This window comes from Staphylococcus sp. GDY8P119P (genome assembly GCF_017892075.1).
Classification (GTDB): Bacteria; Bacillota; Bacilli; order Staphylococcales; family Staphylococcaceae; genus Staphylococcus; species Staphylococcus ureilyticus.
In genome coordinates, this window is record NZ_JAESKJ010000001.1 from 180,980 (window position 1) to 205,462 (window position 24,483).

General features: G+C 33.0%; 18 protein-coding genes. 17 read left to right on the forward strand and 1 reads right to left on the reverse strand.

Annotated elements, in window-relative coordinates:
- Positions 1–244 precede the first annotated feature (244 nt).
- The 8 genes from aryK (at position 245) to KA830_RS00850 (ending at position 11,173) form a co-directional block, all read left to right on the forward strand.
- On the forward strand, positions 245–2,527 hold the full coding sequence (gene aryK, locus KA830_RS00815) for a transcriptional regulator AryK (RefSeq protein ID WP_204179971.1): 2,283 nt from the start codon (positions 245–247) through the stop codon (positions 2,525–2,527).
- Between the two features lie 335 nt (positions 2,528–2,862).
- Positions 2,863–4,260 carry an MFS transporter gene (locus KA830_RS00820; protein WP_210134051.1) on the forward strand — a complete coding sequence of 466 codons (1,398 nt, stop codon included), beginning with the start codon at positions 2,863–2,865 and terminating at the stop codon, positions 4,258–4,260.
- Positions 4,261–4,336: 76 nt separating this feature from the next.
- Positions 4,337–5,512, forward strand: a complete 1,176-nt coding sequence (locus KA830_RS00825; RefSeq protein WP_064209399.1) for a M20 family metallopeptidase — start codon at positions 4,337–4,339, stop codon at positions 5,510–5,512.
- 328 nt (positions 5,513–5,840) lie between these two features.
- Positions 5,841–6,305: a hypothetical protein gene (locus KA830_RS00830; RefSeq protein ID WP_204180005.1), complete on the forward strand. Its 465-nt coding sequence runs from the start codon at positions 5,841–5,843 to the stop codon at positions 6,303–6,305.
- A gap of 45 nt (positions 6,306–6,350) precedes the next feature.
- Positions 6,351–7,043, forward strand: coding sequence for an alpha/beta hydrolase (locus KA830_RS00835; protein ID WP_204179972.1), 693 nt, complete (start codon positions 6,351–6,353; stop codon positions 7,041–7,043).
- 214 nt (positions 7,044–7,257) lie between these two features.
- Entirely contained in the window at positions 7,258–8,643 is a 1,386-nt protein-coding gene (locus KA830_RS00840; protein ID WP_064209248.1) for an MFS transporter, read from the forward strand.
- A 271-nt stretch (positions 8,644–8,914) separates the two neighbouring features.
- Positions 8,915–9,448, forward strand: coding sequence for a methylated-DNA--[protein]-cysteine S-methyltransferase (locus tag KA830_RS00845; RefSeq protein ID WP_046206741.1), 534 nt, complete (start codon positions 8,915–8,917; stop codon positions 9,446–9,448).
- 165 nt (positions 9,449–9,613) lie between these two features.
- The gene (locus tag KA830_RS00850; protein ID WP_204179973.1) at positions 9,614–11,173 is read left to right on the forward strand and encodes a BCCT family transporter; all 1,560 of its coding nucleotides are present in this window, start codon (positions 9,614–9,616) and stop codon (positions 11,171–11,173) included.
- 236 nt (positions 11,174–11,409) lie between these two features.
- On the opposite strand, the gene KA830_RS00855 is transcribed toward KA830_RS00850, so the two are convergent.
- The gene (locus KA830_RS00855) at positions 11,410–12,582 is read right to left on the reverse strand and encodes a hydroxymethylglutaryl-CoA synthase (RefSeq protein ID WP_210134052.1); all 1,173 of its coding nucleotides are present in this window, start codon (positions 12,580–12,582) and stop codon (positions 11,410–11,412) included.
- A gap of 102 nt (positions 12,583–12,684) precedes the next feature.
- On the opposite strand from KA830_RS00855, the gene KA830_RS00860 reads away from it, so the two are divergent.
- The 9 genes from KA830_RS00860 to KA830_RS00900 all read left to right on the forward strand — a co-directional run bounded on the left by KA830_RS00860 (position 12,685) and on the right by KA830_RS00900 (position 24,475).
- Positions 12,685–13,839, forward strand: a complete 1,155-nt coding sequence (locus KA830_RS00860) for a thiolase family protein (RefSeq protein WP_064209250.1) — start codon at positions 12,685–12,687, stop codon at positions 13,837–13,839.
- Positions 13,839–15,119, forward strand: coding sequence for a hydroxymethylglutaryl-CoA reductase, degradative (locus KA830_RS00865; RefSeq protein ID WP_046206745.1), 1,281 nt, complete (start codon positions 13,839–13,841; stop codon positions 15,117–15,119). The genes KA830_RS00860 and KA830_RS00865 overlap by 1 nt, the downstream gene beginning before the upstream one ends.
- 196 nt (positions 15,120–15,315) lie before the next feature.
- Positions 15,316–16,290 (forward strand): SMP-30/gluconolactonase/LRE family protein, encoded by a 975-nt coding sequence (locus KA830_RS00870; RefSeq protein ID WP_210134053.1) that lies wholly within the window; start codon positions 15,316–15,318, stop codon positions 16,288–16,290.
- Between the two features lie 428 nt (positions 16,291–16,718).
- A complete protein-coding gene (gene nhaC, locus KA830_RS00875; protein WP_081338766.1) occupies positions 16,719–18,179 on the forward strand; it encodes a Na+/H+ antiporter NhaC in 1,461 nt (486 codons plus the stop codon).
- A 246-nt stretch (positions 18,180–18,425) separates the two neighbouring features.
- Complete coding sequence (cidR, locus tag KA830_RS00880; RefSeq protein WP_046206747.1) at positions 18,426–19,301, forward strand: cidABC operon transcriptional activator CidR; 876 nt, start codon at positions 18,426–18,428, stop codon at positions 19,299–19,301.
- Between the two features lie 452 nt (positions 19,302–19,753).
- On the forward strand, positions 19,754–20,110 hold the full coding sequence (locus KA830_RS00885; protein WP_164987245.1) for a CidA/LrgA family protein: 357 nt from the start codon (positions 19,754–19,756) through the stop codon (positions 20,108–20,110).
- The gene (locus tag KA830_RS00890) at positions 20,111–20,797 is read left to right on the forward strand and encodes an LrgB family protein (RefSeq protein ID WP_046206749.1); all 687 of its coding nucleotides are present in this window, start codon (positions 20,111–20,113) and stop codon (positions 20,795–20,797) included.
- 81 nt (positions 20,798–20,878) lie between these two features.
- A complete protein-coding gene (locus KA830_RS00895) occupies positions 20,879–22,621 on the forward strand; it encodes a pyruvate oxidase (protein ID WP_046206750.1) in 1,743 nt (580 codons plus the stop codon).
- Positions 22,622–23,080: 459 nt separating this feature from the next.
- The gene (locus KA830_RS00900) at positions 23,081–24,475 is read left to right on the forward strand and encodes a YfcC family protein (protein WP_046206751.1); all 1,395 of its coding nucleotides are present in this window, start codon (positions 23,081–23,083) and stop codon (positions 24,473–24,475) included.
- Positions 24,476–24,483 lie beyond the last annotated feature (8 nt).

Here is a 24,483-nt window from a genome sequence, read left to right on the forward strand (position 1 = left end):
AGTATCGTTCGATTCTGTATCTACTTCACTTGAAGTGTTAAAGCATACCAGTTTAACACACTTTAACATCGTTTTAGCATATCCATAAATTAGCAAGATATATTAAGCACATAAATGACCATCAACAAAATCAGAGACTTTATTTGAAGATAGGTAGATTTTTGTCCAATTAACGACAAATTAAAATCAAAATAGCAAATACGCACTTATTTTATTAAAATATATTTTAATAAAGAGGTGTGTTATGGAAAAATTTTATGATATCGAATTTAATCCAAGCAATAATTCAGTATTTAATTTTAATGATGGTGTACGTATCGTTCTCGTATTAAAAAATAAATTAAAATTTGTCAGTGGGACTAGTATTCATAAATTTCAAGCAGGTGATGTTTTTATTATCAATCATCGAGAGCGTTATCGACTGATTGAGGAGGATGACACTTTATATACCGCTATTCATTTGAAAGCATCGTATTTAAAACAATATATCAGTGATTATAATGATAAAGTATATATTTTAAATTCCCAGACATTGCAAAACGTCATTTATCAACAAATTCTGAATGTTGTGGCTAAGATAGGTGTCGTCTATATTCGAAAAGGTAAATTTTATAGATTATATATGGAACAACTGTTAATTGACTTAATGTTTATGATTGTAAGATATTTACCAGCTTATGAAAATATAAATCATGAACATCATGTCAATGATCATCGTCTAGCATTTGTATGTAAATATATTGAAAGAAATTTCACCAAACCAATCACATTAAGTGAAGTAGCTGAAAAGGTGCATTTAAGTCACACATATTTGTCTAAATTATTTACAAAACATATGGGTATCGGTTTCAATCACTATGTTAACCATATTAGAATTGAACATTGTAAAAATGACTTAATACAAACAGATGATGCTATTACTCAAATTGCTTTTAAAAATGGCTTTAGTAACTCTAATATGCTGTTGAAATATTTTAAATTAGACACAGCATTAACGCCTTCGCAATATAGAAAAAAATATCAGGTAGAAGATATAGTGAGCACCGCCGAAAAAACCACTGAGTCAGAAAACTATCAAATGTATCTATACTATTTAAATTCTTATATACAACAAACGCTAGGTACTATGATCCAATCCCCCTATAATCAAAAAGTTATTGATATTACATTGAATTACGATCAAACACACGATTTATCAGATTATAACCATGTGATTCAAATTGGTAGTTTTGATACATTGCGCCTTCAAAGATACAGAAAACAACTGATAGAAGTGCAACAATTTTTAGGCTTGGATCATGTTTTGATTAAAGATCCTATTTTAAAAGGCTACATTGATCATAAAGTTATTGAAAGTGATGAACTTATTCCTACTATGCATCCTTATATGAAAGTAGATGAATGCTTAAGTTTTTTATTTGAACATCACATAGGTTTAGGAATTGAAATTGATCCTCCAACATTACCATCCCAATTTGTGGAATATACAAAAGAATTAAGATTTTTATTAGAGCATATTTATAATACTGTGCCGAATAGACAACAATTCAAATTAGTCATTTACTTGAAGGGCAAAAAAGCCAATATGCTATTAAAAATAATAATGTTATTTAAGGAATACTTTGAACATACTCAGATTATACTTAATACGGATATCACTGATATTAATGAAGTGACAACTGCCCAACAAATCTTGGATAGTTCCAGTGAAGATGTTGATAGTATAGCGTTTAGCGCAAACCAAAATGATATTATTAATTTCAAATCAATTGAAAGTCAACAGTATGATTTAGCTAAAAGACATATCATAGAACAGTATAATAAGATCACTGAACAATTTAATATAAAAGGAAAAGATGTTTCAATTGTCCTACTTAATTGGAACACTTTAACAGGTAATACAAGCCTTACAAATGGTGAATATTTTAGAGCAGGTATCATATTTGAGCAATTGATTGATATGAATCATCAAATTAACGCAATTGGGTATTGGCTCAATCACGAATTACACCATCAATATAATTCAAATGAGGTTACTTCTGAATTAAATGGTATTGATTTATATCATCAGTTTGATGGAAAAAGACCTGCATTTTTTACAAGTATGTTTTTTAAAAAATTATTTAATCAAGTACTTTTTAAAAATGAAGACTGTATGGTTGTAGGACAGAGTGATCATTTTCAAATCGTAATATGGGATGCAGAACATTACAATCCATATTATATGACGAATGAACAAACAGATTATTTAAGTCATAAAGAGTATCAGCTCAATATATTAAATGCTACTACTGGATCATATAAAATAAAGCATTTAACACTAGATAAAAATAATGGTGCGCTTTATCAAGTTTGGCAACAGTACAATACACAACATGGTATGGATATAGAAACAATTAATTATGTGAATAGAATCTCTTATCCTAAATTAGATGTCAGTGAAGTTGATGTCGTAGATACGATATCTTATCATTTGAAATTACAAACCAACGCCATACAGATAATTGAATTTAAAAAATACTTTTAATTATATTTATAGAGAAAAAATACAATATGATTCGCTGAGTAGTATGTTTGACGATAAAATGGTCATCAAATTTGTTTAATGTTAAATGCAAAATGACAAAAATAGCATAGTCCATTTTTGTCATTTAAAACCACAAATGCTATTTAGAAAATAATCGATACTAAAACCACAATTATTATATATTTTAGCAAAATATATCCGACTACTATATTTTATAGAGAGGATAGCAAGTATCATTTATTGATTTATTGAAAATGTCGAGAGATAAGTACATTTTCCAACTAAGCTAATCTTCCCTATTTGTCATTTTAAAAATATTTTAGGAGGATGAACAAATGACGCAACAGGGAAATACGAAGAGTTATCAAGGTGACAACAAATTAATATTAGGTATTGTATTAGGGGTTGTCACTTTTTGGTTATTTGCGCAATCTTTATTAAACGTAGTTCCTACGTTACAACAATCATTTGATAGTAATATTGGAACAATCAGTATTGCTGTTAGTATTACAGCATTATTCTCAGGGATGTTTGTTGTTGGTGCAGGAAGTCTAGCGGATAAAGTAGGACGTGTGAGAATAACATATTTTGGTTTATGGTTAAGTATCATTGGTTCTTTATTGATTATAATTAGTAATCTACCAATACTACTTATCATAGGAAGGGTAATTCAAGGTTTATCAGCAGCAGCAATCATGCCTTCAACTTTAGCAATTATGAAGACATATTTTGAAGGTAAAGATAGACAGCGTGCACTGAGTTATTGGTCGATTGGTTCATGGGGTGGCTCAGGTTTAGCATCCTTATTCGGTGGTATGGTTTCAACTTTTATTGGTTGGAGATGGATTTTTATTTTATCTATCATTGTTGCACTAATTGCAATGTTATTAATAAAAGGGACACCGGAAACGAAATCTGATAGTACAACAAACTTGAAATTTGACTTTACTGGGCTAATTCTTTTTGTAGTTATGATGTTAAGTATTAATGTCGTGATTACGCAAAGTGGTACATTTGGCATGCTTTCACCTATAATAATAGGATTGCTTATTGTATTTATTATCACAACTATAGCTTTTGTCATAGTTGAAAACAAAAAGCATAATCCATTAATTGATTTTAAATTATTTAAAAATAAAGCTTATACAGGCGCGACATTATCCAATTTCTTACTTAATGGTGTTGCAGGTGCCTTGCTGGTAGCCAATACATTCGTTCAAAAAGGTATAGGTTTCAACGCATTCCAAACAGGACTTTTATCGATTACATATTTGGTTACTGTATTGTTAATGATTAGAGTCGGTGAAAAAGTTTTACAAAAAGTGGGTGCTAAAAAACCGATGTTGTTAGGTACAACATTTAATATGATTGGTATTATTTTAATATCATTTACATTTTTGCCAAGCGCACTATATGTCGTAGTATGTATCATAGGTTATTTACTATATGGATTAGGTTTAGGTTTTTATGCGACACCTTCTACAGATATGGCGATATCTAATTCTCCTGAAGATAAAGTTGGTGTAGCATCGGGTATTTATAAAATGGCTTCCTCATTAGGTGGTGCGTTTGGTATAGCTTTATCAGGAGCATTATATGGCGTTGTTACAGAAGCTACAAATGTGAAATTTGGAGCGATGGCTGGTTTATGGCTAAATGTATTAATGGCATTGCTTTCATTCGTTATTATTCTTTTAGCTGTGCCATCATTTAAGAAACAAAATAAAGCATAATTCAATATTACAACGTTGTCATTTGAAAAGTATATAATGACATTAAGGTATCGTATATTTCATTGGAGGAATGATTATCATGAAACAACTGATTGAAAAATTGAAAGAAAAAGAAGCACGTATGATTGAGATACGTCGATACTTACATCAACACCCAGAACTATCATTTTGTGAAAAAGAAACACCTAAGTATATAGAGTCGTTTTATGAAGGTAAAGATTGTAAGGTTGAAACGAATGTAGGACCAAATGGTTTGAAAGTTATTATAGATAGCGGTAAACCAGGTAAGACAATCGCAATTCGTGCTGACTTCGATGCTTTACCAATTCAAGAAGACACCGGTCTAGCATTTTCTTCTAAAAATGATGGTGTGATGCACGCATGTGGGCATGATGCGCATACTGCATATATGTTGATTCTTGCAGAGACACTTATTGAAATGAAAGACCAATTTAATGGTAAAGTGGTTGTTATACATCAACCTGCCGAAGAAGTACCTCCTGGTGGTGCTCAGTCAATGATTAAAGATGGTGTTTTAGATGGTGTTGATCACGTACTAGGTGTTCACGTCATGAGTCATATGCCTGCAGGTAATATCTATTATCGAGAAGGAAATGTACAAACTGGGCGTGACTTCTTTAAGCTTAAAGTCAATGGTCAAGGCGGACATGGCTCTTCTCCACATACAGCAAATGATAGTATTGTAGCAGGTGCATATTTTGTAAATGCTTTACAGACCGTTGTTTCCAGACGCTTAAATCCATTTGAAACAGGTGTTGTTACCATAGGTTCATTTGATGGTAAAGGACAATTCAATGTGATTAAAGATAGTGTTGAAATAGAAGGTGACGTACGTGCGTTAACAGATGATACTAAAAACACAATTAAAAAAGAAGTGACGCGTTTGTCAGATGGATTGGAAGCGATGTTTGGTGTCAAATGTGAATTAGACTACCATGATGATTACCCAGCATTGTACAATGATCCTGAGTTTACAAAATTTGTTGTAGACACAATAAAAGAAGCGGATACTGATGCCATTAAAAATGTTGAAAGATGTGAACCACAACCGCCTTCAGAAGATTTTGCTTACTATGCAAAAACAATTCCAGGCACATTTATTTATGCTGGTGCTGCACCAGAAAATGGTGAAATCCATCCCCACCATCATCCTAAATTTAATATCAGTGAAAGTTCAATGCGAGTTTCTGCAGAAGCAGTAGGACTAACAGTATTAAATTATCTTAAATAATACTATTACTTATGAAAGCTACCATACATTTCTATTGCAGTAGAATACATGATTTACGATAGTAGAATATTGATTAGTGTTATAAACCTAATTAATATTTATAAATAAAAAACAGGCGCATACGAGGTTTATTACTTGATAAACCAACCATACGTATACACCTGTTTTTTTGTTTTATAAATCACACGTTGATATAGGACAAAAATAAAATTACATTAAATAACTAATGAGGTTTTTCGTTAATTAAAAATTGATCATGATAACAAAAGGTTTAATATTAGGTCATTTAGTGTATATGTAAATTGAAAAAAAGAAAGGAATGATTACATTGAATGGCGAGAAAAAAATAAACGCCCTGTTAGAAGATTATCAAAAGCAATTAAAGAAATTATTTAAGTATGATAAAGCAAACGCACTGAGTTTTGATAATGAAAGTAGAAGTAAAGTCGCAGAACAAAAAGGTGTTTTTGTAATTTTTGAAAATAAAAAACCAATATTTGTTGGGCAAGCTGGTGGATTTATGACTGGCTTTAAATTTACACAAAAAGATTTATCTGACAAATTAGGCCAATTTAATTCAGCTTCAGACGCTGGTACTGCAAAATTTAGAAAAGCGTATTTAGCGCATCATGGTTTAGATGAAGCAGAAATGAAAAATATTAAGGCAAGTGAAAAAAATTTAAAGTTTCAATACATTAAGGTTAAAGATAATTTAGCTTTTATCAATATTTTAGAAATTTTAGCATTAGAATATGCTAAGAAAAATAAAATAAATTTATTTAATTTTGCTTAGTTAAAATCTATGTGTATTTGAACTGCTGAGAAAGTGGTGATTAAAATGAATATTGGAACATTTAAAATTCATTTTCAACAACATGATATTTTTGTGAAATTGCCCAAAGCATACGATGAAGCAAAAGAAAGTGGTTATTCACTTATATTAGTGCAAGATGGAGACGAGTTATTTAAAGATATTGAGCGAGATATGATATTGGTTGGAGTACAGTCCAACAATAGAAATCAGGATTATAGCCCATGGGAAACGGTTGTAGATGGGGTTCATTATAAAGGGGAAGCGGATGCTTATATTTTATGGATGACTAAGCATTTGCTTCCTTATTTAAGAAAATGTTTTAATATATCACAAAGAAACGAAGATATCTGTATAGCTGGCGCTTCACTAGGTGGATTACTTGCTTTGTATACATTATTTAAAAGTCCAGAAAATTTTGGCAGCTACATATTAATATCACCTTCTGTATGGTACCCAGGATTTGTACAGTTTATGAAACAACAAACCGTTATTAAAGATGACAAACAAATTTATTGGTATGTCGGAGCGCTCGAAGGACAACAACAATTTAGCGTTAAACAAGAGATGTTTGTTCGAACAGAATTCGCTGTAGATATATTAAGTGAATTACTGTTTTCTGACAAAGCAATATTTTATTATACTACTAATAGGAACGGTAAACACAATGTATTGTATTTTAAAAGCTATTTTGCTAAAGCAATTAAGAAATTATTTTGATATTGTCAATTTTAAGAAAAAATTAAGTATTTAGTTTAAATTATCAGAAAATTCATAATAATCTGCAGTCAATATCCCCCTTTTCAATAAAACAATGGTAATATTTTAGTTATATGTATTTTTATAAATTGTATTATCACTGATTGCAATTTTCAGATTTGTAAAATACATGAATGAATATATCGTTATTAACATTGAAATAGGGGATGTTTTTATGACAGTGAAAATAGAAAAAGTTTCAGGTAGTAAGTTATTAACTGGCATTGTTTTATCTATATTAACATACTGGTTATTTGCCCAAGCATTTTTAAATATTGGACCTAAAATACAAACTACTTTTGATGCGAGTCCGGATATCGTAAATATTTCAGTGAGTCTAACCTCATTTGTAACAGGTGTATTTATGGTAGTAGCTGGGAATATATCAGATAAATTTGGTAAAGTGAAATTGACGAGAATTGCTTTAGTGTTAAGTATTGTTGGTTCTTTGATGTTGATTGTTTCAGGAAATGTTGTAATGCTACTACTTGGTCGTATTGTACAGGGACTTTCTGCAGCGATTATCATGCCAGCCACAATTTCTATAGTGAATGATTTTTTTGACGGTGATGATAGACAAAAAGCACTCAGTTTTTGGTCAATCGGTGCATTTGGTGGTACTGGGTTATCTTCCTTTTTTGCAGGAGCACTGGCTACATTTATTTTTTGGCAGTCTATTTTTATATTATCGATCATATTATCAATTGTAGCTTTAGTTTTACTGCGCAAATTACCAGAAAGTCGTATTAATAAAGCAGAAACGAGCCCGTTTGATTATATCGGTTTAATCATTTTTATTATTATGATTGGTAGCATTAGTTTTGTCATCACGCAAGGCTATAAAATAGGTTGGTTAAATGCTGTAACAGTAATCTTATTTGTCATATTTTTAATTTGTATATACATATTTTTCAAAGTAGAACGTGTCAAAAAGGTGCCGTTTATCGATTTAGATTTATTTAAAAATAGGCCTTATATTGGTGCCGTTTTAGCTAACTTTTTATTGAATACCGGTGTAGGTGTGATTGCTTTATTAAATATGTACGTACAATCCGGCTTGAAATTAACAGCTTTCCAAGCAGGATTGTTAACTTTACCTTATTTAATTTCATTATTGCTAGTCATTCGCTTAGGTGAGAAGAGTATTAAAAGATTTGGTGCAAAACGCGCAATGATTATTGGCCCAATATTTACTGGCTTGGGTGTATTAATGTTCAGTTTGACATTTTTTGATACTACGCTTTATGTTGTTGTAGCGCTAATTGGTGCTATATGTTTTGGTGGCGGTACAGGATTATTTGCGACACCAGCTTTAAGTACGGCGGTTTCTACGACTCCACCTGAAAAAGTAGGTGTTGCTTCAGGGATTTTTAAAATGGGATCTACATTAGGCGGTGCATTCGGTATAGCAATTATGACTTCTATTTTTACTGGTATAATTCAAAGTGGTCATAGCATACACATTGCAGCGGGTGTAGGTTTTATCATGGGGACTTGTTTAGTATTATGTGGTGTATTAGCAAGTGCACTTGTTATACCAACACGGAAAGTGAGTCAGTGAAGGGTATTTCGTTTATTAATCGCTAGGTTGAGTCTGATATTATGATTCGTTCCACGCCTTTTTTTACTAAACATGTGAAATGGAGTGATTATGAGGAATATATATCATGACAAAATGTTGTTAATAAGTATAACTAATCTTGTTGCTACACAATGACTTAAAGCGCGATTACCGTGTTTTTCTATCATGACTTGTATCAACTGTATCTATTTTACATTAAAATATAAAAGGATTATGATAATCACAAAATATACTAGAAAGAAGTGGTATGATGCACTATAAAACATATTATGAGTCACCGATTGGTCGGATTGCACTTACGTCAGATGGTGAAGCAATTACAGGCTTGTGGTTACCGAAACACGATGATTTCGAATCAAATTATGACGAGGCATTAACAGAAGCGGAATTACCAGTTTTTGAAAAAGTTATTAGTTGGCTCGATAAATATTTTTCAGGAAATAACCCGAAAATTGATTTTGCACTGAAACCTATAGGAACCGAATTTAGAGAGCAAGTTTGGGATGTTTTATTGAAAATACCATATGGAGAGACTGTTACTTATGGTGAAATTGCGAAAGAAATAGGTATTAAAAGAAATAAGCCAAATATGTCTTCACAAGCAGTTGGTGGTGCGGTTGGTACAAATCCGATTTCTATTATAATTCCATGTCATAGAGTCGTTGGAAAAAACGGCAGTCTTACTGGATACGGTGGTGGCATTGATACAAAAATAGAGTTGTTGAAATTGGAAAAAGTAGATATGCAACCGCTTTACAGACCAAAATATAGTACGAAACCTTAAGCGTAAATCTGCGCATGACTGAAAATTATTGTAAATAAATATTATTATTTTATACATTTTGTATTTTTTATCAATAAAATTTTCTGAAAATATAAAGTTGTTTCTCTTGCTCAGTGTGTTATCCTATAAAACGTCTTTTTTATTATTATTAGAGGGGTGGAAAATTTGGATAATACAAAAAAGTCGTTTTCTAGTGTGTTTATTTATTCAGCACTAGTCGTAGGCTTATTAGTAGTTATTGGAGCTATTTTTCCAGCTAAATTTGGGGAAATTACCGGTGTTATTTCTTCTTGGGTGACAAAAACGTTTGGTTGGTATTATATGTTACTTTATACAGTAATTTTAGGTTTTTGTGTATTTTTAGTATTCAGTCCTATTGGAAAATTGAAATTAGGCAAACCGACAGATAAACCAGAATTTCATACAGTATCTTGGTTAGCGATGTTATTCAGTGCAGGTATGGGCATAGGTTTGGTGTTTTATGGTTCTTCAGAACCGATATCACATTATTTAGCACCGCCAACAGCAGATCCTGAAACGAAAGAAGCGATGGCACAAGCCTTTAGGTCTTCATTTATTGATTATGGATTTCATCCTTGGGCAGTTTATGGCGTAGTGGCATTAGGTTTGGCATATTCTCAATTTCGTAAAGGAGAAAATGGCTTAATTTCTAGAACGCTAAGACCAGTGTTGGGCGATAAAGTAGATGGCCCAATTGGTGTCATTGTTGATGTTTTAGCGGTATTTGCAACTATTATTGGTGTTGCGGTTTCTTTAGGTGTAGGGGCAATACAGATAAACGGTGGTTTAAATTATTTATTTGGTGTGCCGAATAACTCTGTTGTTCAAGGAATTATTATTGCTGTAGTTACCGTATTATTTTTATATAGTGCATGGAGTGGCTTGAGTAAAGGTATCCAATATTTAAGTAATTTAAATATGTTTTTAGCAGCATTGTTGCTTATTGTTATCTTTATTGTAGGACCAACCGTATTGATATTAAATATGATGACAAGCGGTACTGGTGATTACCTTAATTCACTGATTTTTAATAGTTTAGATGTAGCACCATTAAATGAACAAAAAGCTGAGTGGTTGAAAAGTTGGACGATTTATTATTGGGGCTGGTGGATGAGTTGGAGTCCATTCGTGGGTATATTTATTGCGAGAATCTCAAAAGGTCGTAGTATTCGCGAATTTGTAATTGCCGTATTAGGCGTACCCGTTGTGATTAGTATTATTTGGTTTAGTGCTTTTGGTGTAACTGGCATAGATGTTGGACAAGCTCATAGCGAGATATTTAAAATGCCACCAGAAACGCAATTGTTCGGTATTTTTAATGAGTTACCATTTGGTTTTGTATTATCAATTATTGCGTTAGCATTAATTGCTTCATTCTTTATCACTTCTGCAGACTCTGCAACCTTTGTTCTAGGTATGCAAACTGCATATGGTACTTTGAATCCTTCAGGATTTATCAAAATTGTATGGGGACTTGCATTAGCAGCTATCGCTTACGTATTATTATTAGCTGGTGGTGATACTGGACTAGATGCATTACAATCAGCGGCAATTATTTCTGCTTTACCGTTTAGTTTTGTCGTTATATTAATGATGATTTCCTTATATAAAGATGGAAATGAAGAGCGTAAATATTTAGGGTTATCGTTACAACCCAAAAGAGAGATTGAAACACAAGATTTAAACGAAACAAATCGTGATTAATTCTTATAGGAAATTTCAACATAGTGACTTTAATATGATAAAAGAGGATGCCTTTATGTAAGTGATGTAAAAGGCATCCTCTTTCTTTTATATAAAAAGACCCGTAAGTGAATATTAAAAATTCATTTACGGGTTTATAAATAATCTTTGATGTTAGATAAAGTTATTCAGATATAGTCCTTTTTATGTCATTAATCATTCTGAATAAAGTGAGATAAGATTAAGTGAATTGAAACTTAATTTAATGTATTATAATTACGAATATGATCATTGATACTTTCGAGATAGAAAATACCTTTTGTTTCATTTGCTAGCTCAACATCATGGTCAAATTCAAGGTTGTCGAAACGTTTGAAAAATGTTTCATATGTGTCAACAGAGATTTCTGTACGATGATTTAATAGATTTTTATGTTTTTCTATATCAAGCGCATTTTGATAACCTTCTACTAATTTACCGCTAAAGAATTCACCGACAGAGCCTGAACCATAGCTGAATAGACCAATTGTATCACCAGCGTTTAATTCGGTATGTGTTTCTAATAATGAAATCAAGCTTAAGTACAATGACCCAGTATAAATATTACCTACATAACGGTTGTAATAAGTTGCCGCGTCATATCCAGAAGTTAAACGTTCTTTAGTTTCTGTGTTGATATCTTCAGTTAAGATAGAATCAAGTGCTTTTTTACCCATTTTAGTAAATGGCACGTGGAAACATAATGATTTAAATGTATCTAGTGTAGTATTATATCTACGTGCATATTCATTCCAACTTTCTTGAAATGAGTGGATATAGGCATCTTTTGATAATGCACCATCCACAAGTGGATACGGTTGTCCACTTGGACGCCAAAAATCGTATACATCTTCTGTAAATGCAACTGCGTCATCATTTAGTTCAAGAATACGTGGGTTTTGTGTTATCATCATAGCAACTGCACCTGCACCTTGCGTTGGCTCACCGCCAGATTCTAGGCCGTAGCGCGCAGTGTCACTAGCAATAACTAAAACTTTTTCATTGGGACGGCTAGCGATATAATCTTTCGCTAATTGAATTGCAGGCGTGGCAGCGTAGCAAGCTTCTTTCATTTCAATACAACGTGCGAATGGTTGAATACCTAAAAGATTATGTATTTGAACTGCAGATGCTTTAGCAGAATCTATAGCAGATTCAGTTGCAACAATAACCATGCTAATTTGTTTTTTATCATCTTCAGAGATGATTTCTTTGGCAGCATTGGTACCCATAGATACAATATCTTGGCTTATTGGGCTGACTGCCATTTCATTTTGCCCAATACCAATAAGAAATTTATTTGGGTCAACTTGACGAGATTCGGCAAGTTTAGCCATGTCTACATAAAAATTTGGAACATAAAAATTGATTTGATCAATACCAACTGTCATAAAGTGTATCGACACCTTTCTTTAATAAATAAGCAATTGTATCATATCAAATCACATGTATAAAATACAATGATTTACCACATGTTCAGAAGGAGAATAATAATGAAAAAAATAGCAATCGTAAGTGCCAAGCGGACACCTATAGGAAAGTTCAGAGGAAAATTAAGTAATTATACTGCAGTAGAATTAGGTACAAAATCGTTAGAAGCTGCAATGTCAGCAATTAATCTCAAACCTGAAATGATAGAGCAGGTCATTTATGGCAATGTACTTCAAGCTGGAAATGGTCAAAATCCTGCGCGACAAGTTAGTATCAACGCAGGTGTACCTAATACTACACCTGCGATGACTATTAATGAAGTCTGTGGTTCAGGATTGAAATCGATTATATTAGGCAAACAACAAATTCAATTAGGTGAAGCAAAAGTAGTAGCAGTAGGAGGCATTGAAAGTATGACCAATGCTCCCCAAATATTACTTAATGAAGATGCAGCGCCAGTAGAAAGTTTTATGCATGACGGTTTAACTGATGCATTTCTAAATGTACCAATGGGCATTACTGCAGAGAAAATAGCAGAAAAATATAATGTTACACGAGCACAACAAGATGAATTTGCGAATGACTCACAACATAAAGCGGCACAAGCTTCCAGCTCAGGTAAATTTGATAATGAAATTGTTCCCTTAACAGATAGTGAAGGCCAATTAATGACAGCAGATGAAGGTATTCGTGGAAATAGCAGTGTTGAAAAATTAAGCACATTAAAAACAATATTTAAAGAAGATGGTACTGTCACAGGTGGAAATGCTTCAAGTATCAACGATGGCGCATCAACAATTATTTTGATGGATGTAGATTATGCAAAACAAGAAGGATTTGAAATTATTGCAACATTAGGTGAACACGCGGAAATTGGCTGTGATCCTGCCTATATGGGGTACGCACCGTACCATGCAGTGACGGAATTATTAGCAAAAGCTAAGAAAGATATAAATGATATTGAAGTTGTAGAAATGACAGAAGCATTTGCTGCTCAAAGTATACCGGTTAAAAATAATTTGGGGATACATCCTGATAAGCTTAACTTATACGGTGGTGCTATTGCTATAGGTCATCCTATAGGTGCGAGTGGAACGCGGTTGGTGACAACTTTAGTGAATATCTTATCGCAAGAAAATAAACAAAATGGTATTGCAACTGCATGTATTGGTGGCGGTTTAGGTATTGCATTATATGTAGAAAAGGGGGATGCATGATGTTACCATTAGGCAAAGATTTTCGTCATTTATCACGTGAAGAAAAGTTAAACTGTCTAGTCGAATATGGTTGGTTGAATAAAGAAAATCAGGATATGTTATTAACACATCCTTTAATTCCAGAAGAAATAGCTAACAGTTTAATTGAAAATGTGATCGGTCAAGGTGCATTACCTGTCGGATTACTACCTGAAATTATTGTAGATGACAAATCATATGTTGTTCCAATGATGGTTGAAGAACCTTCTGTTGTTGCAGCTGCAAGCTATGGTGCAAAATTAGTTAATGAAACAGGAGGTTTTCATGTCATCGCTAGTGAGCGGTTAATGATTGGACAAATTGTTTTTGATAACGTAAAGGATACCCAACGCTTATCTCAAAATATTAAAAATCTTGAACCAAAAATTAAGCAAATTGCAGATGAGTCTTATCCCAGTATTATTAAAAGAGGTGGCGGTTATCGTCGAGTTGAAATAGATACTTTTCCTGAAGCACAGTTCGTATCACTCAAAGTATTTGTAGATACGAAAGATGCAATGGGCGCTAACATGTTAAATACAATATTAGAGGGGATTTCTGCATATTTAAAAACAGAAATTGAAGATGTAGATATATTGATGAGTATTCTTTCTAACCATGCCACTGCTTCTGTGGTTAAAGTACAAGGCGAGATAGATGTCCAATCACTATCGAAAGATGGACGTGACGGGGCCAAAGTAGCACATAGAATGGAAAGGGCATCTGTGTTAGCGCAAGTAGATATTCATCGTGCAGCAACACATAACAAAGGTGTTATGAATGGTATTCACGCAGTTGTCTTAGCTACAGGTAATGATACACGCGGCGCCGAAGCCAGTGCTCATGCTTATGCGAGTAAAGATGGACAGTATCGAGGCATAGCTACTTGGCAATATGATGCATCACGTCAAAAATTAGTTGGTACGATTGAGGTTCCAATGACATTGGCAACAGTTGGTGGAGGGACACGTGTATTACCTATTGCACGTGCTGCCTTAGATTTAATGAAAGTTGACTCGGCACAAGAACTTGGTCATGTTGTAGCTGCAGTTGGTTTAGCTCAGAACTTCGCTGCATGTCGTGCACTTGTTTCAGAAGGTATTCAAAAAGGTCATATGAGTTTACAATATAAATCATTAGCAATTGTCGTAGGTGCTCAAGGTGACGAAATTACGAAAGTCGCTGAATTGTTAAAAGAAAAGCCGAGCGCAAATGCGGCTATGGCAGAACAAATTCTCAATCAAATGAGAGAAGCACATTAGTAATTAAATGATGTTTTTATAATAGGTGTAATCGTGTCTTTAAAACATTTTATATGAAAGGCGGAGTGATGATACATTGTTTTCATTACTCCGTCTTTTTGTACAATCAATCATTATGAATTAAACTATAAATATTTTATTTTGGGATTTGAGTTCAATATAATATAAATGAAAAGATTAAAAGAAATGAGGGAATATGATGGGCAATAATATACCGGCATTATCATATGATCACACGAATCATTCTGTGGTGCCACTTTTAGCATCGGAACAAAGCCTACAAACAATTACTGCAGAACCGTGGCTGGAAATTTCAGATGAAGGATTACAATTAGAAGGGTTATGCTTTAATAGAAATGGAGATTTAACACTTTGTGAAGTATTTGGTGGAACTATCTTTCACGTGACTTTACCAGACAAAAAAGTCACTCAGTTTTTTAAATCACATAAAGAAAATCCTGCAGCTGTTAAAATCCATAAAGATGGAAGACTATTTATTTGTTATTTGGGTGATTTCGAACGTTCGGGTGGCGTGTTTGCGGTTAATGCTGAAGGAAAAGCAGAAGAAACGATTGTGTCAGACATTGATACAGAATACTGTGTGGACGATTTAGTGTTTGATAGTAAAGGTGGATTTTATTTCACTGATTTTAGAGGATACTCTACAAATCCTAAAGGTGGTGTATATTATGTTGCGCCAGATTATAAATCCATAACGCCTGTGATTCAAAATTTAGCAGTTGCTAATGGCATAGCTTTAAGTACTGACGAAAAAACACTATGGGTAACTGAAACAAATGCGAATCGATTACATCGCATTGATTTACTAGAAGATGGCGTGACCATTGCACCATTTGGCGCTTCTATACCTTATCATTTTACTGGCCATGAAGGGCCAGATTCATGTTGTATAGACAGTGATGATAATTTATATGTTGCAATGTACGGACAAGGCAGAGTGTTAGTGTTTAATAAAAAAGGTTATCCTATTGGACAAATTTTAATACCAGGACGCGATCAAGGGCATATGCTTCGTTCAACACATCCTGCATTTATTCCAGGTACGGATCAATTAGTGATTTGTGCCAATGATATTGAACAAGGTGGCGGTTCTTGGATTTATACAGCAAAGGGATTTGCAAAAGGTCATCATAGCTACCAGTTTCATTAAAGTAAGATAAAAAAGCGTTTTAAGTCATTGAGTGGGACAGGAATCTCGATTTCTTAAAAAGGTTTCGTCATCTCATCGCGACAAGAACAACAAGCATTAAACAAAGCATAAAGTGATTAACTGAGCTAAAGTACATGTTTAACTCCTACTAACTTAATGACTGACAATATGAAAGTCTGGGACGAATCAACGTCGTCCCAGGCTTTTTCAGTATACACTATCTTTGTTAGTAGTTTTTATATATTAATTATGTAGAAATCATAGCATTAAATTGTTAATTGAAGTTTATAAACACGATCGTAAGGCGAGGTGCTTTGTTAATTTTAAGTATAACAATAAATTAATTGAGATAAAATTCATTAAAAATTTATAAATACACTATTGAAAGCGCATACATTTTTAAGTATGATATAAATTAACAAAGGTAGGTGTTTGCTATTTTAAAGTCAAAAGATAAGCATAATGATGAAAAACAGGATTTAAAGAAGCCGTTAGGAGTTACGTCGGCAGTTGTTACATTGTCAATTATGATTATTACTATGTTAATAACTGTGGCGGTATTAGAAAAAGAACCTCATATACCATTAATGATAGGTACTGCGGTAGCGATTATTGTGACAATGCTACATGGTTATGAATTTAGTGAAGTAGAAGAAATGATGTACAAGGGTATACGGCATGCGTTGCCAGCGATTGTTATTATTATACTTGTAGGTTTAGTTATTGGTTCATGGATTGGTAGTGGTGTTGTAGCAACGATGATATATTATGGACTACAATTAATAGATCCGCGGTATTTTTTAGCAGTTGTAGTTATATTATGTGGTGTCGTAGCGTTAGCGATTGGAAGTAGTTGGTCTACAATGGCGACTGTTGGTGTAGCTTCAATGGGGATTGGAGTTAGTATGGGGATTTCTCCTGGTATGGTTGCTGGTGCAGTCATTTGTGGTGCTTATTTTGGGGATAAGATGAGCCCATTATCGGATACAACAAATCTTGCTTCAGGCTTATCTGGCGTTGAATTATTTGAACATATTAAGCATATGTTCTATACAACTATTCCGGCAGTAATTATTGCATTAATTGCATTTTTCTTTATTGGTATGCAGTATGGCAATAAAAATTTTGATACGAAACGCATCGATGCAATTCTTAGCACTATGCAAGATAATTTTGTAATTTCACCATGGTTGCTGTTAGTACCTTTAGTAGTTATTGTATTGGTCACGTTCAAAGTCCCAGCGATACCAGCCATTTGCGTCGGTATTATATTTGGTTTTTTTGCTCAAATTTTTGTGCAAGGTGGAACAATAACAGAAGCGCTGACAGCTTTGCAAACAGGATATACGATTGAATCAGGTAATAAACTTGTAGATGAATTATTTAATCGAGGCGGATTAGAATCAATGTTTTATACGATTTCATTGACCTTAGTAGCGATGACTTTTGGTGGTGTGCTGGAATACTCAGGCATGTTATCTGCATTGATTTCAGTGATTTTAAAAGTAGCGAGAACAACTGGTTCATTGATTGCATCAGTCATTGTTTCTTGTATTGGTACTAATTTTACATGTTCAGAACAATACATATCTATCATTGTACCTTCTAGAATGTATGCGAGTGCTTTTAAAGACAAGGGTTTACATCCTAAAAACTTATCTAGGGCATTAGAAGATGGTGGAACGTTGACGTCAGTATTCGTTCCTTGGAACACGTGTGGCGTATTTATTGCATCAACGCTAGGCGTATCGGTAATGGAATATGCACCATTTGCTATTGTGAATTACACTGTGCCTATAATTTCAGTCATTTTTGGCTACATTGGGTTTAAAATAATTAAATTAAAAGATTCAGATAAGGCGCATACAGATAATACTAACTTAGCTTAATTTTTTGAATTTTATAAAAATTAACCATTTAATCTAAACAGAGGAGAAAACAAGTGAAACTTACTTGTTTTCTCCTTTTATAGTGAAATTTAGCACAAAAATTTGATCACTCAAGTTACTTTGGCTTGTCAACGTACTAATCATGCTAATGTTCCAAATGATGAATTGATTTAAAAGATTGAAAAAAAGATATTTAACCGTATACTAGGATATACAAATTGAAGTTTAATATAGAGGAGCATATATATGGATATTAAACATATGAAGTATTTTGTGGAAGTCGTAAATCAACATGGTATGACAAATGCATCTAAATCATTATATATCGCCCAACCAACAATAAGTAAAGCGATTAAAGACATTGAAAAAGAATTGGATATGCCACTGTTTGATCGAAGCAAACGCCAACTTGTACTAACAGATGCTGGCTCAGTTTTTTATCATAAAAGTAAAGAAATCCTATCTTTATACAAAGATTTACCTAAAGAAATTAATAGTCTACTAGGTTTAGAAACAGGTCATATTAGTATTGGTTTGTCTGCAGTCATGAATATGAATAAATTTATACATATTTTAGGTGAATTCCATCAACAATATCCTAATGTAACTTATAATTTAGTGGAAAATGGTGGCAAAATGATTGAACATCAATTAATTAATGATGAAATTGACATCGGTATTACAACTTTACCAGTAGACCAGTCTATTTTCCATTCGTTGCCGTTATATCAAGAAGAGTTGAAATTAGTTTTGAATAAAGAACATCGTCTTGCGCAATATCAACAAGTGAAAATGAGCATGTTAAAAGACGAAGACTTTATCCTTTTTAATGAAGATTTTTACTTGAATGATAAAATTATTGAAGCAGCAAAGAATGCCGGTTATATACCTAATACAATATCTAAGATTTCACAATGGAACTTTATTGAAAATCTGTTAAATGCTCATCTAGGTGTCAGTATTTTACCGGAAAACATCGTAGGTTTATTAGACAGTGACTTTAAAAATATAACACTTGAAGATCCAGGCATGAGTTGGGAATTAGGTGTGATATGGAAACGAGATAAATATTTAAGTTATGCAACCAGACAGTGGATAGATTTTATGAAGCAACGTTTATAAAAGAAGTAGATAGGCGCTACGTACTTATCTAAGGGTATGAGCAACATTTGAATAGAATGATTAGCTCAATAATGCGTTAATAATCGTGTAAATGTTAATCATGATGTTAAATAATCCGTATATTTGTGGGAGTAGTTTGGGAATCAAAAGAATGTTTTGTTTTCAAACCTATTCCCGCTATTTTTTAGCTGTAAAAAACGATACTTAAAAAGTCATTTGAAAAGATACATCGAAAAATAGTCGATCTAATTAATAGGTTATAGCTATTTGGAATATGTAAAATCGCTTTCATAGAAAATAGTAATAGGTATTATGAAAAAACAATATTTTTATTATATTTAATGGCGCGTTATACTTAGTCATGTAATCAACAAAGTAGTTAAAAGTCAGCAGTTCAAAAGTATTAAAAAGGGTGATGAGTATTGCAGGTAGCGCTAAAGATTGTCAAAATTATGTTTCAAGCATTAATTATTATGGGTATTACTTTTATTGGTAATAAAATTCAAATGATTTTTGATATTCCGATTGCAGGCAGTATTGTTGGATTAATTTTATTTTTCTTATTACTGCAATTTAAAATTATTCCGACAAAATGGGTAGAAGAAGGCTCTAAATTTTTCTTAGCTACCATGGTATTTTTCTTTGTTCCATCTGTCGTAGGTATTATGGATGTCGCTAGTATGATTAATATTAATTTTGTTTTATTCTTTATCATGATTGTTCTAGGCACATGTTGTGTTGCTTTAATTTCAGGTTTTATTGCTGAAAAAATGGTTAAAGCTGAACAATACGGGAATGGTCAAGATTAGATGGTACTTCTAAAAGCATTGTTAATGATACTATTGACAGTTTGTATGTACGTTGGAGCAAAAAAATTACAATTTCAATACCGGAGCCCATTTTTAAACCCTGCCCTTATATCATCGATTGGAATTATCGTTGTATTATTATTATTTAACTTAGATTATCAACAGTACATGGTCGGTGGTAAGTGGATACACCAACTATTAAATTGTACAGTTGTAACATTAGCATATCCACTATATCAAAATCGTCATAAAATATTAGCTAATGGTAAAATTATATTTAGCAGTGTAATTACAGCAGTAATTTTGAACTTTGCATTTGTTTATGTCATATTAAAAATGTTTGGTTATTCAAAAGAAGTTATTGTTACGATGTTGCCAAGATCAATTACAGCTGCAGTAGGTATTCAAGTATCTCACCAAATGGGTGGTGTTGATGCCATAGCAGTGTTATTTATCGTTGCAACTGGTTTAATCGGGAGCATTTTAGGTGCATATTTGATTAAGTTCGGAAGATTTAAAACTTCTATTGCAAAAGGCCTAACTTTTGGTAATGCATCACATGCTTTTGGTACAGCTCAAGCACTTGATATTGATTTAGAAGCAGGCGCGTTTAGTTCAATTGGAATGATTTTGACAGCATTATTAAGTTCAATCGTCCTCCCGATACTCATAATCTTTTTATATTAAGCAATCGTGTTAAAGCACAGTATTAACTATTTTAAGGGATAATAAATAAATCGTTAAAATTTGGAAGGAGCAATTTTTACAATGGCAAAAATTAAAGCAAATGAAGCATTAGTAAAAGCATTACAAGCTTGGGAAATAGATCATTTATATGGTATTCCAGGAGATTCTATAGATGCAGTAGTAGATAGTTTAAGAACTGAAAGAGATAATATTGAATTTGTTCATGTGCGTCATGAAGAAGTAGCAAGTTTAGCAGCTGCCAGTCATACAAAATTAACTGGTAAAATTGGTGTTGCATTAAGTATCGGTGGACCAGGTGTCGTTCATTTACTTAATGGTATGTATGATGCCAAAATGGACAATGTGCCTCAACTTATTTTAGCAGGACAAACAGATAGTACAGCACTAGGAACAAAAGCATTCCAAGAAACAGATATCAGTAAAATGGTAGACGATGTGGCAGTCTATAATCGTCAAATCTCTGAAAATGATAAAGATATATTTGGTATTGTTAATGAAGCTATTCGTACAGCTTATGAGAAAAAAGGTGTTGCAGTTTTAATTCTGCCAAATAACCTATTGACAAACAAAGTGAAAGATACAACAAATACACCAGTGGACACTGCGCCACCAGCACGTATTGCACCAAAACCACGTAGCATCAAAAAAGCTACTAAGTTGATCAACAAAAGTAAACGTCCAGTTATGATTATTGGTACTGGTGCTAAACATGCTAAAGATGAAGTGAAAGAATTTATTGAAGCGGTTAAAATTCCTTCAATCATTACTTTACCAGCAAAAGGTATCTTAGCTGATGCACACCCATATAATTTAGGTAACTTAGGTAAAATTGGTACTAAAGTATCTTATCAAACGATTCAAGATGCTGATTTACTAATAATGGTAGGTACAAACTATCCTTATGTTGACTATTTACCTAAGAAAAATATCAAAGCAATTCAAATCGATACAAATCCAGAAAATATTGGACATCGTTTTGACGTAAATGCTGGTATTATTGGTGATAGTAAATTAGCATTGCAACAATTAACAGATAGTGCTAAACATGTGAAAAATCGTGACTTCTTAAATAAAACATTAGAAAGAAAAGCGACTTGGGATTCTTGGATGGATAAAGATAAAGCAGATGAAAGTTCACCAATTCGTCCAGAACGTCTAATGGATGCAATCAACCAAGTAAAAACAGATGACGCGATTTTCTCAATCGATGTCGGTACATCTACTGTTTGGTCAACACGTTATTTAGATCTAACAGTGAATAATAAGTTTATCGTTTCTAGTTGGTTAGGTACGATGGGCTGTGCGCTACCAGGTGCATTGGCAGCAAAACGTGCTTATCCTAATCGTCAAGTAGTTGGTATAGCAGGCGACGGTGCATTTGAAATGGTAATGCAAGACTTTGCAACAGCAGTTCAATATGATTTACCAATGACTATATTTGTTTTAAACAACCAAGAATTATCATTTATTAAATATGAACAACAAGCTGCTGGAGAGTTAGAATATGCAATTAACTTCACTGACATAGACTTAGCGCAATTTGCTGAAAGTTGTGGTGGTGTTGGTTATACACTTAAAGATCCAAATAGAATTGATGAAGTCGTAGAAGAAGCAATGGCTCAAGATAGACCAACAATTGTCAACGTTTATGTTGATCCAAATGCTGCACCATTACCTGGTAAAATTGTAAAAGATGAAGCTATTAACTATGGTAAATGGGCATACAGATCTATTACAGAAGATAAAAAATTAGATTTAGATGAAATTCCACCAATGTCAACAGCTGTCAAACGTTTCTTCTAAATCATTATAAATAAAAGATTCAGAGACTTTAATTTCTCAGACTAAGATTAAACGCCAATTCCTATTGAAATATGATAGGAATTGGCGTTTTTTGCTTTGTAAAGTTTTGTATCAAGTTGCGGCCGGATTCTAATAAATACAAAGTGATTTTGTAGCGTGCTGACGCCTAGGGAAAAGATATGAGTGAGAGACTACAGGCTCGAATCATATTCCCAGGCAAGCATGCACGGACAAAATCACAATATTTTAATTATCAAGAGATTAATAATACACTTTTTAAAACTTTTTCAAAAAGATGATTTGATGATTTAATTTAAGATATTTAAAAATAGATTGAAAATTCAGCATAATATCTATAAAGTGTATTATTATAATAGTTATTTATTAAATTGATTTATCAGGTCAGTTTTAAGTCACAGTATTTTTCAATTAAAAACAATTTAATGGGGGATATTTAAAATGTTCAAATCAATTTTCAAAAGGATAACATTTAAAACGCCGCATACATATGCATTGTTGTTATTTATCATTGTTGTAGCAAGTCTCCTCACATATTTAATACCAGCAGGGGAATATGCACGTGAAAAAAAAGACGGACAAACATTGGTTATATCAGGTTCATATCAAGAAGTATCACAACATGGCGTTTCGTTTTTTGATATATTTCGGGCGATTCCGGAAGGGTTATTGAGTGGAGGAGAAATTGTATTTTACATTTTCTTAGTAGGTGGCGCATTCGGTATTGTCCATAAAACAGGAGCCTTTGAAAATGGTGTGAATAAAGCTATGAGCACATTAGGTTCTTATAAAGTATTGATGATTCCATTGACTATGACGATATTTTCTATATTAGGATTTTCAATTGGATTAGCAGAAGAAACAATTATCTTTGTTCCTATTGGGATTATTATAGCGAGAACATTAGGATATGATGCGTTGACAGGAGCGGCAATGGTTATACTTGGAGCAGCAAGTGGTTTTATTGGTGGTATGTTAAATCCATTTACTGTTGGTGTCGCGCAATCTGTAGCGGAGTTGCCACTATTTTCAGGATGGGGACTGCGTTCGATTATTTATATTTTTATTTTATTGGCAGCTATAACAACAGTAATGATATATGCGCGTAAAGTGAAACAAGATATGTCGAAAAGTATTGTTTACGAACTGGAACAAGCTGAAGGACAGTCAACGGCAACGATGGATACACCACGCTTTACAAAGCGACAAAAAGTAGGTTTATTACTCATTGTTGCAGCGATTATATTAAATGTGTTTGGTATTTTTAATTATGGTTGGTCCTTTAACGAAATGAGTGCTAATTTCTTATTAGCAGGTTTACTTGCAGGTGTCATTGGTGGATTGGGCATCAATGGGACTTTTGAAGCTATGATAGAAGGTATGAAAGATATTTTATTTGGCGCAATGATTGTTGGTTTTGCTAAAGGTATTATTGTTATTTTAGAAGATGGGCAGGTAATAGATACTATCGTCCATGGTATGACTACCTTGCTTACAGATGTCCCTTCGTCGGCAGTAATTATCGCGATGTTTATCTTACAATTCTTTTTAAATTTCTTTATACCATCAGGTTCTGGACAAGCATTAACTACTATGCCACTCATGGTGCCAATTTCCGACTTGTTACATATCAATAGACAAATTACTGTACTTGCATTCCAATATGGTGATTCAATCAGTAACGTCTTATTTCCAACTTCTGCAATTTTAATGGGTGCTTTAGCTGTCGGAAAGATATCCTATACACAGTGGCTTAAATTTGCTTGGAAATTAATTTTAGTGTGGGTCATTATATGTTGCATTGGTATGTCAATAGCCCTGATGATAGGTTATTAATCAATATG

Bases quoted from the DNA above. Each gene is read 5' to 3' on its own strand.
- aryK (WP_204179971.1), top strand. From the start codon at position 245: ATGGAAAAATTTTATGATATCGAATTTAATCCAAGCAATAATTCAGTA.
- KA830_RS00820 (WP_210134051.1), top strand. From the start codon at position 2,863: ATGACGCAACAGGGAAATACGAAGAGTTATCAAGGTGACAACAAATTA.
- KA830_RS00835 (WP_204179972.1), top strand. From the start codon at position 6,351: ATGAATATTGGAACATTTAAAATTCATTTTCAACAACATGATATTTTT.
- KA830_RS00840 (WP_064209248.1), top strand. From the start codon at position 7,258: ATGACAGTGAAAATAGAAAAAGTTTCAGGTAGTAAGTTATTAACTGGC.
- KA830_RS00845 (WP_046206741.1), top strand. From the start codon at position 8,915: ATGCACTATAAAACATATTATGAGTCACCGATTGGTCGGATTGCACTT.
- KA830_RS00855 (WP_210134052.1), bottom strand. From the start codon at position 12,582: ATGACAGTTGGTATTGATCAAATCAATTTTTATGTTCCAAATTTTTAT.
- KA830_RS00860 (WP_064209250.1), top strand. From the start codon at position 12,685: ATGAAAAAAATAGCAATCGTAAGTGCCAAGCGGACACCTATAGGAAAG.
- KA830_RS00865 (WP_046206745.1), top strand. From the start codon at position 13,839: ATGTTACCATTAGGCAAAGATTTTCGTCATTTATCACGTGAAGAAAAG.
- KA830_RS00870 (WP_210134053.1), top strand. From the start codon at position 15,316: ATGATGGGCAATAATATACCGGCATTATCATATGATCACACGAATCAT.
- cidR (WP_046206747.1), top strand. From the start codon at position 18,426: ATGGATATTAAACATATGAAGTATTTTGTGGAAGTCGTAAATCAACAT.
- KA830_RS00885 (WP_164987245.1), top strand. From the start codon at position 19,754: ATGTTTCAAGCATTAATTATTATGGGTATTACTTTTATTGGTAATAAA.
- KA830_RS00890 (WP_046206749.1), top strand. From the start codon at position 20,111: ATGGTACTTCTAAAAGCATTGTTAATGATACTATTGACAGTTTGTATG.
- KA830_RS00895 (WP_046206750.1), top strand. From the start codon at position 20,879: ATGGCAAAAATTAAAGCAAATGAAGCATTAGTAAAAGCATTACAAGCT.
- KA830_RS00900 (WP_046206751.1), top strand. From the start codon at position 23,081: ATGTTCAAATCAATTTTCAAAAGGATAACATTTAAAACGCCGCATACA.